This is a genomic window from Methylophilus sp., from assembly GCF_052437885.1.
GTDB lineage: Bacteria > Pseudomonadota > Gammaproteobacteria > Burkholderiales > Methylophilaceae > Methylophilus.
The window spans coordinates 145,643-158,815 of the sequence record NZ_JBQVPB010000001.1 but is presented as its reverse complement, the minus strand read 5'-3'; the positions used below and the strand labels follow the sequence as shown (position 1 = coordinate 158,815).

The 13,173-nt window shown below is 47.4% G+C and carries 10 protein-coding genes and 1 tRNA gene; 1 reads left to right on the top strand and 10 read right to left on the bottom strand.

The annotated features are described in order from the left end of the window. Positions 1 to 87: 87 nt before the first annotated feature. On the top strand, positions 88 to 858 hold the full coding sequence (locus tag ACT6RZ_RS00775; RefSeq protein WP_444700282.1) for an MlaA family lipoprotein: 771 nt from the start codon (positions 88 to 90) through the stop codon (positions 856 to 858). Between the two features lie 114 nt (positions 859 to 972). Here the strand turns inward: ACT6RZ_RS00775 and ACT6RZ_RS00770 are convergent, their stop codons facing one another. From ACT6RZ_RS00770 to dnaG, 10 genes are all read right to left on the bottom strand, one after another. Further along, the gene (locus ACT6RZ_RS00770; RefSeq protein WP_444700281.1) at positions 973 to 1,620 is read right to left on the bottom strand and encodes an HAD family hydrolase; all 648 of its coding nucleotides are present in this window, start codon (positions 1,618 to 1,620) and stop codon (positions 973 to 975) included. Between the two features lie 158 nt (positions 1,621 to 1,778). Beyond that, positions 1,779 to 3,653: a methanol/ethanol family PQQ-dependent dehydrogenase gene (locus tag ACT6RZ_RS00765; protein ID WP_444700280.1), complete on the bottom strand. Its 1,875-nt coding sequence runs from the start codon at positions 3,651 to 3,653 to the stop codon at positions 1,779 to 1,781. A 252-nt stretch (positions 3,654 to 3,905) separates the two neighbouring features. Then, positions 3,906 to 4,475 (bottom strand): TetR/AcrR family transcriptional regulator, encoded by a 570-nt coding sequence (locus tag ACT6RZ_RS00760; RefSeq protein WP_444700279.1) that lies wholly within the window; start codon positions 4,473 to 4,475, stop codon positions 3,906 to 3,908. Between the two features lie 22 nt (positions 4,476 to 4,497). After that, positions 4,498 to 5,241 (bottom strand): hypothetical protein, encoded by a 744-nt coding sequence (locus ACT6RZ_RS00755; protein ID WP_444700278.1) that lies wholly within the window; start codon positions 5,239 to 5,241, stop codon positions 4,498 to 4,500. Positions 5,242 to 5,455: 214 nt separating this feature from the next. After that, a complete protein-coding gene (locus ACT6RZ_RS00750; protein ID WP_444700277.1) occupies positions 5,456 to 7,582 on the bottom strand; it encodes a molybdopterin-containing oxidoreductase family protein in 2,127 nt (708 codons plus the stop codon). Between the two features lie 206 nt (positions 7,583 to 7,788). Continuing rightward, on the bottom strand, positions 7,789 to 8,499 hold the full coding sequence (locus ACT6RZ_RS00745; RefSeq protein ID WP_444700276.1) for a hypothetical protein: 711 nt from the start codon (positions 8,497 to 8,499) through the stop codon (positions 7,789 to 7,791). Positions 8,500 to 8,748: 249 nt separating this feature from the next. Next, positions 8,749 to 9,108 (bottom strand): hypothetical protein, encoded by a 360-nt coding sequence (locus tag ACT6RZ_RS00740; RefSeq protein ID WP_444700275.1) that lies wholly within the window; start codon positions 9,106 to 9,108, stop codon positions 8,749 to 8,751. Between the two features lie 89 nt (positions 9,109 to 9,197). Then, a tRNA-Ile gene (locus ACT6RZ_RS00735) sits at positions 9,198 to 9,276 on the bottom strand. 20 nt (positions 9,277 to 9,296) lie between these two features. After that, entirely contained in the window at positions 9,297 to 11,243 is a 1,947-nt protein-coding gene (gene rpoD / locus ACT6RZ_RS00730) for an RNA polymerase sigma factor RpoD (RefSeq protein ID WP_444700274.1), read from the bottom strand. Between the two features lie 159 nt (positions 11,244 to 11,402). Continuing rightward, a complete protein-coding gene (dnaG, locus tag ACT6RZ_RS00725) occupies positions 11,403 to 13,142 on the bottom strand; it encodes a DNA primase (RefSeq protein WP_444700273.1) in 1,740 nt (579 codons plus the stop codon). Positions 13,143 to 13,173: the final 31 nt, after the last annotated feature.

Here is a 13,173-nt window from a genome sequence, read left to right as displayed (position 1 = left end):
GGAATGCCTGAACAGCTGGCTGGCTGCGCTTTACATAGTGCCTTTACGCATAACACTAGCCCTGAAGCAATCAATAGGAGTATATAAATGAGAGTGAATCTATTTTTCAATTTTTTGATACTTGTCGCATTATCAGGATGCGCCACAGCAGGCAATCCGGATCCATTAGAGTCTGTGAATAGGAAGACTTTTGCTTTCAATGAAAAACTGGATAAAGCGGTGCTTATCCCGGTTGCAAAAAGTTATCAAAGCGTTGTGCCGGTAGAGGTACGTAAAAGTGTCAGTAACTTTTATGCTAACCCGCGGGACTTGGTATCTGCCCTGAGTTTAGTTCTACAAGGGCGCCCCCAGGAAGGAGCCTCTGATCTAATCAGATTTGGAACCAACACTACAGTTGGTGTACTTGGGTTATTTGACGTAGCAACCCACTTGGGTTTTGAGAAACATAATGAGGATTTGGGTCAGGTACTGGGTCACTGGGGAATGGATGCAGGCGCTTATATCGTCTGGCCGCTATTTGGTCCCTCATCTACACGTGATACGGCTGCACTCATTGGTAATCTGGCTGTTACGCCACAAGTATTTGTCTCAGATACAGGCCTTTACAACTTTCTGACAGGTATGCAGGTGGTCAATTCACGGAGCGAATTACTTTCTACATCGGAACTGATTGATGAAAGCGCATTGGATCCCTACTTATTCGTTAGAGATGCCTATCTTCAATATCGCCAACATTTAGTTTATAACGGCAACCCGCCACCCCTCTCAGAAGAAGATTTATTTGATGATCCGCCTATCGAAAATGAATATTTAAAACACCACACTCCATCAGGTTTAGATAAGTCGCCTAGTGATTGATCGGCTATGACTCGCGAGTGAGACTCTGGGCAGGGTTTGGGGCTGCAGCAAGGTTGCAACCTGGTTTTTTTCTTGGCAAATAGCGTTTTATAGGCAGATATACCAAAGGTTGAGTTAACTGGAACATCCACTCACGAATAGCTGATCCATATGATCAAATACATCATCTGCACCAGCCTCTGATAACACACTTGCAGGAAACAGGCCTGCAAATCCATACACTGTCATACCTGCCGCTTTTCCGGCCCGGATCCCGGTAGGTGTGTCTTCAATGACGGCACAACGCTCAGGCCGTATCTTATTAACACTTGCGGCCTTTAGATAAACATCTGGTGCAGGTTTTGGGTTAGGTAGGTCGTAAGAAGAAAACATTTTCCCTGCAAAAAATCTTAACAGATCCGTTTTAGCTAGCATCATTTCAATTTTGGACTGGGTACTATTCGAAGCTACGCAATAAGGCACCTGCAATCGATGAATCAAATTTCTTACACCAGCGATCTCTTGCACATTTAGCTTGAGAAGCTCCACGGCTTTAAGGTGATAATCATGCAGAAAAGAGTCAGGTAATTTAATGTTGTACTCTTTAATGATGCTCTCAATGCAGTGTTCAATCTTCACCCCTACAAAACGACTGACGAATTCTTGTTTGGTGTATTCAATGCCATATGTTTCAAGCATATCTATCATGAGTGCATTGGTGATCGTTTCACTGTCAACCAGCACTCCATCGCAATCAAATATAACTAATTCAAAAGACTTCATTTCATGATTCCTGACTTCAGCGACTTGGCCCAAGATGATGACAACTCATTCTGGCTCAAAATGATGCAAAAACCCCCTCTTGTTTGCACAAGAGGGGGGTGGTACCAACCTTTGGAGATCAATCAAAAGGTTTTACTGCGGAGATACAACTTCCAGATTTAAAGCGCAAACACGTTCAGCGCGCCGCCACCTGGTGCTGCGTTGTACTTGGTCAACTCTTTGTAGCCACCAGCCGCTCCTAGTGCATCGGTGTCTTTCGTCATACCCAAGTTCATGGCAACGCCTGCCCAACCACCAATACCTGAGTAAACACCCACGTATTGTTTCCCTTTGTTACCGTATGTGAATGCATTACCGATCACGCCGGAACCAACCTGGAACTTCCACAGTTCTTTACCAGTTTGTGAATCAACTGCTTTGAACCAGCGATCCAGAGTGCCGTAAAACACCAAATCACCGGCTGTTGTCAAAGCACCACCCCAGGCAGAGAACTTCTCTTTGTTATACCAAACTTTTTTGTTAGTCATAGGCTCGTAAGCACCGAAACCACCCATGACGCCGTCAGGACCTGCAAACATAGTCAATGTGGCACCAACCCATGGTTGACCAGCAACGTATTTAGACTCAACTGGCTCGTAAGACATACACACGTGGTTCAAAGGTGTGTACATCAAACCAGTTTTTGGTGAGTAGGCAGCTGGCTGTTGGTCTTTGGTACCTAAAGCAGCTGGACAAATACCTTTGGCGTTGTAGTCCTGGTGGGTTGAGTAACGTGAGTCCTTATTTGGCACACCCGTTTTCAGATCGACATCGCTTGCCCAGTTAACGAACGGGTGGACTTTCTGTGCAGAGACTAAGTTACCGTTGTTAGCTTGCCATGTGTAGATGAAACCGTTACGGTCATGGTGCCATGCGTATGTTTTGCCACCTTTGTCGAACAGGATCACTTCGTTGATACCGTCGTAGTCCCACTCATCGTGTGGCGTCATTTGCATGCCCCACTTGGCCATACCTGTATCCAGGTCACGGGCGAAGATTGTCATCGACCATTTGTTGTCACCTGGACGTACATCTGGGTTCCAAACGGATGGGTTAGCTGTACCGTAGTAAACCAGGTTTGTTTTTGGGTCATATGGCCACCAGCCCCAAACCGCACCACCACCGTGTTGCCAGCCGTCTTTAACCGCCTGTGGTTTCAACCAGGTACGTGTACCCAGTTCTTTTTCGCCGACTTTCAATTGATCGTTAGGGATCTTTTTGAATGAACCACCTTCTTTGTTACCGCCATTTACGTCCTGGTACACAGACAGCGCACTGTACTGTGGATTGTCCTTATTGAAATCTGGCCCGATCAAAGCTTCTGAGTCTGGTCCTAATGAGTAGGCTTTCCATGCCAGCGAACCATCTTTGATGTTATAAGCAACAAAGAAGCAGCGAACACCAAACTCGGCACCTGAACAACCAGTTAAAACTTTATCTTTGATCACGTGTGGAGCGTTGGTGTTAGTTGCACCGACTTTAGGATCAAGGTTCTTCACTTCCCAGACTTTGTCACCTGTTTTGGCATCCAGAGCAACCAGCATACCGTCATTTTGTTGCAGGAAGATCTTGCCATCGCCGAAACCCAGACCGCGGTTAACCACGTCACAACACATCACCGCTTGAACTGATGGGTCTTGTTTAGGGAAATAAGACCAGACGATCTTTTGGTTGTCGCTTAAATCCAGAGCGTATACGTTATTAGGAAATGCTGTATGCACATACATCATATTACCTACAACCACTGGAGAGCCTTCATGACCGCGGTTTACACCCGTTGCAAACGTCCATGCGGCTTTCAGATTTTTAACGTTACCTTTGTTGATTTGGGCCAGATTGCTATAACCGTGATTGCTGTAGTTGCCCCGAGGAAAAGCCCAGTTGTTTGGATCTTTAATTGCTGCTTCCTGGTCTGCAGCAGCAAATGCAACCATAGGCAAAGCCATAGACGCCGCAACCAAACCCAATGCTAAATTGATTTTGTTAACTTGCATGATTATCTCCGATAGTGTTCAAATATCCCAAACTCATCAAAATCCACTTGCAGATGTTTTTTGTGGTTGAGTCTATTTTTTCTTTCATCTCAACTAAGCATGAGAGAGAGAACGTTCTGTCTCTTTAGACATTGAGCGCACTATAAATTATTGAAATCAGCAATGCAAGCATTTTTGTAACATTTAGTTACAAATAAAAAAGCCCGCTCTTTAGAAGCGGGCTTAACATATTGAATATATTAACTATTCAGACTATTTCTTAAGTGTGCTTTTTATGATCAAAAGTGCAGCATCTTTGGCTTTTACCGCCGCATTAGATCCAGGCGCTACTCTTTCAACCAACGCCGCACCCTCAAATAACATGATTATTTGCTGGCTCAGGCCAACTGGATCTAATGCCCCAGCATCTTTTGCCAGCTCGGTGAAAAACTCTTGCAGCTCTTTTGCCAGCGCAATAGAAAACTGATTCACAGGGTGATCAGCTTCCGGGAATTCTATGGTGCCAATGTGAAATGGCAGACCCTTGAAGCTTGGTGTACTGATCCATTCTTCAACCAGGTTACAGAGCGCAATCAGCTTATCAATCGGCTTGCCTTTTTGATTCACCAGACCGCTGTTCAGCCATGCAAAAAATGCATCTGCCTTACTTCGCAGAAAGGCGATGATGAGCGTATCTTTGCTGGGGAAGTGACGATACATGGTTGCTCTGGCGACACCTGATTCATTGATGATCATGTCCACAGCACACGCATTGATACCTTTCGCCTCAAACAGGCTAGTGGCCGTGCCTATGATCTTCTCTTTGATTTCAGCTGCGCTCAACTGCAATGTATCCTGTAATAAATCAGTGATTTAACCGAATGGTTAACGGGGTATATTCGCAGTGTACTAGTGAAAGTGCTGCTTGTAAATTCGTCAACTGGTCCAGATCGATTTCACCAGTTTTGATGAAATTCAAGAAAGCAGCACGTTGCTCTGCCGGTAATGTTGCAGCTTGTGGAATCAAACAAACTGACTTACCCATCTCCTTACGCAGCGAGTAGAAGTGACTAGGCACATAAGGGCTAGGCATAGGCTCGGTAGAATCAAGGTAGTTATTCCCAGTTAAGCTGACTGTCTTGGGCTGCATCCCTAAGGGTTGATGCTGATTGATGTACAGGATGGCACCAATGATCAAAATGAATCCACTCAAAAGTACCGCATTGAATAAACCAACCTGGCTCCTGTTTGAAACAGTCAGCACAGAATCCAGACTGGATTCTGCTAATTGCCAATGCTTTGAAAAAGTCTCACGCTTGATTTCAAATTTCAATGCACCAATCACAATAAACAGAATCTGATCTGTGAGGTCATTGGGCTTTTTAATATTTAAGCTGGCCACTTGTTCTGTGATGATATTGCGCAATTGCTCAATGTCATTAAAGTCCATTTTGAGCGCAATATCACGCATGACCTTCTGCTTATCGACATCGTCACTCCAATCAGAGAATACAGAAATGATAGCTTTCAAACGCCCCTTGGGAGTCTTTGCCAAGCTATGAATTTCAGTTTTTAAATTGTTGAGTTCTTGATTTCTTATGGTTTCCATAACGCACACTTTGATGAGTGTCTTTTAGATTATATGCTCATCCAGGCCTAAAATTGTGAATTCATGCCTGGCTGGGGTTGGTTAAGATGCAAAAACTTACCTAAGCAGAAAAACAAAAAAACTCAAGGCATTAGCCTTGAGTCTCTCTATCACTGGTCGTCCGCTGAGAGTCGAACACAGCACTCAATAGCTTAGCGTCTTAACCTCAGGTTGTTCAAACCAGTTCGACTTCAACCAGGTTATCGCTAAACGTATTGGAATGCCCCATATCTCCATACTCGGCGGAGCTGATACAGTTAACAGTACCGTTGTTGAGTTGGCGCCAATAGCCTAAAGTAGCCACGACTATTCCAGGATTCACATCTGTGGTGACCCGTGCCTGACCTTCAAAGGCGCCTCTGTCATTGAATACCCGCACTACCAGTCCATCCTGAACGTCTCGCGCTAATGCATCTACCGGGTTGATCATCAGGTATTGCTCGCCTTGTACGCGGATCTTGGATTCCATATTAGCGTATGAAGAATTGATAAAACCGTGGCTTTTAGGAGAAATGATGCTCAAAGGGAATCTGGCAGCCAGTACAGCATTAGTATCTGCAGACTCTCGACTGGCGATATAAGCCGGTAATGGATCCAGATCTTCTCCGGGTTGAAAATGCTCGTACATCTGCCTGAAAGGCCCGGCGACGAAATTTTTCGCACCTTCAACCATGAACATGCATTTACCAGTAGGGGTAGGAAAATTACCTAGCCGGTGAGGTGCACGGTCGTCTTTTGTACCCACATTCAACCTTGCAAACCCATGCTCACGCATATAGTCAAGATCAATACCTTTGCATGCGGGCGAACTCCAGTCTACATAATTCTGCAGACATTCGCTGTCGCTCCATTTGAAATTGTCTTCTTCAAATCCCAACCGTTCAGCTAGCCGGCGGAATATTTCATTATTTGGTAATGCTTCTCCCGGAGGCGCTATACATTTGGTGTTATAGGTGAGATATAAATGACCCCAGGATAAGATCATGTCTTCCTGTTCAGCGCCCATGGCTGCTGGCAAGACGATATCTGCATAAGAAGCCGTATCTGAAATGAAATGATCCGCTACGATGGTAAACAGGTCCTCCCGCTTCAAACCCTCGATCACCTTGTCGGTTTCCGGGGATTGAGTGACAGGATTGGTATTCCACACCATGATAGATTTAATGGGGACTTCTAAAGGCGTTTCGCCAAGCAGGGCTCTGCCTAATTGCAAGATATTAACGACCGGAGTCCCTTCAGGGATCAGATCCGGCCTGCAAATCACGTCAAACTTGTAAGGATGCTCCCAAACCGGGAATTGCAGCGCACCCCCTCCAACGTGACGCCAGGCACCGATGAGTGCAGGCAAACAGGTCACTGCACGTATCGCCTGACTGCCACCATAATTTCGTTCTAATGCCACGCCTATGCGTATGGCTGCGGGCGGGGTCAAAGCATATTCACGCGCAAACAGGCGGATCTCGTCTGCCGCTATGCCTGTGATTTCGGCAGCCCATTCTGGAGTACAGGTTTTCGCCCTTTGCGCCAGCTCTGCATACCCGACCGTATAGCTTTCGACGTAATCATGATCGACCAGATCCTCTGCGATGATCACGTTCATCATCGCCATTGCCAAAGCGCCATCAGTACCCGGCTTGGGTGCAATATGCCAATCCGCTTCTTTCGCCGTTTTGGAAGCGAAAGAATCAACAACCACTATCTTCGCCCCTCTTTTTTGCGCCTCTTTAATAATATGCCAATGATGAAGATTGGTTGAGACCGAGTTACATGCCCAGATAACAATGAAATTCGCATGTATGAAACTCTCGGGATCTACCCCGGCAGTTGGCCCTACCGTGAGCAACCAGGCGGTACAAGAGCCTTCACCACAAAAAGTCCTTTCGCAGACGGTAGCGCCCAATCGGTTGAAAAAAGCATCCCCACCGTTGAGCCCATGTACCAGCCCCTGATTGCCTAAATAACTGACTGGCAGTATTGAGCGAGGGCCCTCATCTTTAATCAGCGCTTGCCATCGATCAACAATCGTATCCAGTGCTTCATCCCAGCTGATCTGCTGAAATTGATTACTGCCTTTTGGCCCTACTCTCTTCATGGGGTGCAGAAGGCGATTTGGATGATAATGCCGCTTTTCGTAATCCTTTAACTTCACGCACAATCCACCACGCGTCATCGGATGATGGGGGTTGCCCGAAACCGACATCAGCTCCCCGTTTTTGACATGGAACTGCATGGAACAGGTATCGGGACAATCATGCGGACAACCACCATGAAAGGTTTCAATTACATCTGCAACATCATTCATCTTCCACTCCTTGATCACGTAATCAATTGAAAACGGCTAAAACAAGCAGACTAAAAACAATACGCCAAGCACTCTTTCAAACATACTGATTTCCATTTGAAATGGTATGTCGGGTTTGATTTATGATAGTACACCCCAAAACAAAAAAGACCCAAGGCGTTAACCTTGGGTCTCTGTATAAATGGTGGCCTCTTCGTGAATAGCGTCTATGGGTTTGTATAAACACTACATCTCTGCTCAAGGTCGCGGAATGTTGATACTGGATTTCGAACCACTTTACCTTTAACGCCAATTTCAAGTTCGTTCACTGATAAGTTACAGCGATCACCAACAACATTAAAACCGACCTCATATTGAGTTTCAGCTTTAGGTAAAAACGAAAACGTCAGATTGCAGGACTTCCAAGAGATTGTGCCAACTCCAATGCTGTGATCATAGCCTCGGTTAATAACAAACACTAATTCCTTACCGGCTGGGATGTTTCTCTCGATATAAGATAATGGTGGAGACGATAAGGGAGCATCTCTCATTTCTAAAGTATTCCCATACTCTTTAACAGATTGAGGTATAGAATAAAGAAGCTTAGTAAGATCGTATCCTGGACCTCCCATAAAACCTGAATAAAGTCCTTTTCCACATGAGTCATCCTCGTACATTGTCACAGCATAGTGAACATCATCTACAGCCAAAAATCTTACGCTAGCTTTGGGGGCTGTATTAGGCGGTGGTGTGTAATATGTTGTCGTCACACATCCTGATAGGAGAAGGAAAATCGACACAACATTGAATTTCGATATTGGAAAATACTTTTTATAGTTACAGTTCAAAACAATACCCCAAACATACTTCAATTCTGAATGGCCAAGGAAGCCAGGCTGACCAACTGCTAATTTTCTGCACCTAATAACACTATGCAAATGTAGTTGTTATCTATATGACCTCAAGCCTCATCTAGAACTGCCCACCTAAAAGCCGAAACTGAGCATCAACGCTAAGCTACTCCCGCCTGGGTAAATCCCAACTCCCACGCCAAGCCAACATAACGGCCAACGATCGCCACCGGGATTACCGTCGTATCAGCCAGCCCCCTGATTTCTTGGCTATGGCACAAAGCGTGCGACTATGGGCAGGGTTTGGGACTGCGAGTGTGTGAACTTCGGAGGCAGCTAGGAATCTTTTTCTTTTAGCAAGGATTTGATTACAACCAAAACTCCGACTGTAATGAAAATAATTCCATAATATGGCAACCGCCGAATCGATTTGGGAAAGGTTCTTGCGTCATTCATGGCATCAAAAGTAACTCCATATCTATTACTTTCGTATAATGCGATTGCTAAACATATAGACCCAATCATTAAAAACCATACAGCAGTATGAGACTCAAGGGCTTCTCCATCACTACGGATAAGATCATAAATAACGATTCCAATACCAACTAAAATTGCTAATCCAAGATAGCTTAGATCATAAGGTCCAGTCACAATTGCCAAAATAAGTGCTGCTGGCAAAAAGAGTAAGCGATCCATAATTCAATATATTTTTAAACACGCCTAGTAGTTTACCTCACCACAAAACAAAAAAGACCCAAGGTGTTAACCTTGAGTCTCTCTATAAATGGTGGCCCCTCTGTGAGTCGAACACAGCACCAACGGATTATGAGTCCGCTGCTCTAACCAAGCATGAGCTAAGGGGCCGGAAAGGGTGTGATTATAAACTAATCTTGGCCGTTTTCTAAGAAACTGCGCAGACGTTCTGAACGAGTCGGGTGACGCAGCTTGCGCAGAGCTTTTGCTTCGATCTGGCGGATACGTTCACGAGTCACGTCAAACTGTTTGCCCACTTCTTCTAACGTGTGGTCGGTGTTCATTTCGATACCAAAGCGCATACGCAGTACTTTGGCTTCGCGCGGGGTCAGTGATTCAAGTACTTCACTGGTCGCGTCACGCAGGCTGGCGTATACGGCAGCATCCATAGGTGCCAGCGTGGTGTTGTCTTCGATAAAGTCGCCCAAATGAGAGTCTTCGTCGTCACCGATCGGTGTTTCCATCGAAATTGGCTCTTTGCTGATCTTGAGGATTTTGCGGATTTTTTCTTCCGGCATTTCCATTTTTTCAGCCAGCGTCGCCGGATCAGGTTCCAGACCAGTTTCTTGCAGGATCTGGCGGCTGATACGGTTCATCTTGTTGATGGTTTCTATCATGTGCACCGGGATACGGATGGTACGTGCCTGGTCAGCGATAGAACGTGTGATCGCCTGACGGATCCACCATGTGGCATAGGTGGAGAATTTGTAACCACGGCGGTATTCAAATTTATCCACGGCTTTCATCAGACCGATGTTGCCTTCCTGGATCAGGTCCAGGAACTGCAAGCCACGGTTGGTGTATTTTTTGGCGATTGAGATCACCAGACGCAAGTTGGCTTCGATCATCTCGCGCTTGGCACGGCGGGCACGGGCTTCGCCTGTAGTCATTTGCTTGTTGATGTCGCGCAGCTCTTTGATAGGCAAGCCTACACGCACCTGCAGGTTTTGCAGGCGTTCCTGCTGGTCAAGGATAGAATGCCTGAAGCGTGACAGACGCTCGGTGTAAGCAGGGTTGCCTGCCAGCTCACCATCCAGCCAGTTGAGGTTGATTTCGTTGCCAACAAAGCTCTTGATGAATTGCTGGCGCGGCATACCGGCGCGGTCTACACAGAATTCCATGATCTTACGTTCGTGCGTACGCACTTCTTCAACCATGTTACGTACCTGGTCGCACAAGGCTTCAACCTGTTTGGCCGAGAAACGGAAGGTGGTCAGCTCATCCAGCACTTGCTGGTGCAGGGTTTTATATTCGTCGTTCTGGGTGCCTTTTTCTGCACGGATTTCGTTCATTCTGGCATTGGTGGCACGGATTACAGAGAAGCGGTTGAGCACTTCTTCTTTCAGTTTTGCCAGCAGCTCGGCAGACATGGATGAAGCTTTGGCTTCATCATCTTCCTCGTCTTCTTCTTCCTCTTCTTCGCCCGCTTCTTCTTCGGCTTCTACCGCAGCCAGGGCATCATCCAGGCCCAGATCGCTATCGATCAGGCCATCAACCAGCTCGTCGACGCTCATTTCGTCTTTTTCGACTTTATCAACCATCTCCAGCAGCTGGGCGATGGTGGTCGGACAGGCGGCGATCGCATGCACCATGTGCTTGAGGCCGTCTTCGATACGCTTGGCGATCTCGATCTCGCCCTCACGGGTCAGCAGGTCTACGGTACCCATTTCGCGCATATACATACGCACCGGGTCAGTAGTACGGCCAAATTCTGAGTCTACGGTTGCCAGGGCTTGCTCAGCTTCTTCGGCGGCATCTTCATCAGTCACAGCTGGCGGTGCGTCAGACATGAGCAGGACTTCGGCATCAGGCGCTTCTTCGTACACCTGGATACCCATGTCATTAATCATGCCGATAATGCTCTCGATCTGCTCGGAGTCTTGCACATCATCCGGCAGGTGGTCATTGATTTCAGCGTAGGTGAGGTAGCCACGCTCTTTACCCAGAACAATCAGGGTTTTCAGGCGGGTACGGCGTGCCTCGGCGTCCAGGGCCTGGGTGGCGGGATCTTTAGGGGATTCGACTTCTTTGATTCCGAGTTCTTTGTCTAAACTTTTATCTGCTTTTGGTCTGGCCATGGCCGATTCCACCTCTAAAATGATTGTTGTCGAGCGCCGACCATATCTACTGACACGCCACTCGCTATAACATTACGGGAAACCCTACATTTTACCTGATTTTTACATTTTCTTTAAGCATACCCATGACGCTTTTTGTGGGTATTTGGAAAAAACAGGCTAGCGCTTACTGGTTAACTGACGTAACGACTCCCGTTCAGCATCCGAGAGTGTAGAAAACGGCTTTTCTGTGAGTTTGCCAAGCAGCGATTTATCTCGTGCTGCCAGCGCCATATCGGATAATTGGGTACACGCCCCCTCAAATTCAAGTGTGAAGTCCAGGCTTTCATCCAGTAATGACAATTCTCTATGTAATTGATTACTCAACACTTGCGAAATGGCAGGGCTGATCATCTGCAACAGCACCACCGGGCGCGACTGCGGCTGCTTGATCGCGGTGTTGACCACTGTACGCAACATGTTCTCCTCGTCACTCTCGCCCAAAATCTGCTCCAGCAGATCAGGCCTGGCCCATTGCGGGCGCATCAGCAAGATCAATGCGATACGCAAATACAGGGACGAAGGTGTTCTGGAGCGTGGCCGGGCTGCCTTTTGTGGCGTTTTGGCCGGGTTGGGCAGTTTGAGCATGCGCTGCATCTCGCCCTCGCCGAGGCCGGTCATTTCAGCGACTTTTTTGCGCAACAGCATGGCAAAGCGTGGTGCCTGGATCTGCTTGAGGATAGGCTCGGCATCATTGAGGAACTGGACTTTATCCTCCTGCGAAGCCATAGGGTTATGTTCACTCAGATGCTGGATGATGTATTGCGACAATGGCAAGGCTTTATCCATTTCCGCCTCAAATGCCTGTTTGCCGAACTCGCGCACGAAACTATCAGGGTCATGTTCGGCAGGCAGAAAAAGAAAGCGCAGTTTCAAGCCATCCTTGATTGCAGACAAGGCATTCATCACTGCGCGCCAGGCTGCCGTGCGCCCGGCTTTATCGCCATCAAAACTGAAGACGATCTCATCGGTCTGGCGCATCAGTTTGGCGATATGGAAAGGCGTAGTCGCAGTGCCCAACGCGGCCACCGCATATTCAATCCCGTATTGTGCCAGCGCCACCACATCCATATAGCCTTCGACCACCAGCACGCGGCCGGCGTCGCGAATGGCGCGCCGTGCCATAAACAGGCCATACAGCTCATGGCCTTTTTGAAACAATGGCGTCTCCGGCGAGTTGTAGTATTTTGGCGTATCTTCCGGGTTGATGACGCGGCCACCAAAGCCTATCACCTCCCCTTTCTGGTTATGGATAGGGAACATGATGCGGTCGCGGAAACGGTCATAGCGCCGCCCCTGCTCGTTCTGCACCACCAGCCCGGCGATCTCCAGCGCTTCGGCTTCATAACCGGGGAATATCGTTTGCAGATTTTGCCAGCCAGCCGGCGCGTAACCGACCTGGAACTTGGCTGCCACTTGCCCGCTTAAACCACGCCCTTTCAAATACTCGATCGCATGCGGCGATTTTTTAAGTTCAGCTTTATAAAACGCTGCCGCCTGCTGCAAAGTCTCTTGCAAACTCAGCATCACCGCCTTGCTCGGCGCCTCGGGCTGGTTGGGGTCGCGTTTCTCCTGCGGCACTATCATGCCGACCTGTCTCGCCAGGTCATGGATAGCCTCAATAAAGCTCAGCCCGTTATATTCCATCAGAAAACTCAGTGCTGAGCCATGCGCGCCACAGCCAAAGCAGTGATAAAACTGCTTGGTCGGGCTCACGGTGAAACTGGGTGATTTTTCGTTATGGAAAGGGCAGCAGGCTGAATAATTCGCACCGGCTTTTTTCAGGGGAACGACCTTGTCGATGACTTCGACAACATCAACGCGATTAAGCAGTTCTTGAATAAAGCTTTCGGGGATCATAAATGCAAGTATCGCTTATGCCGGGCAAAAA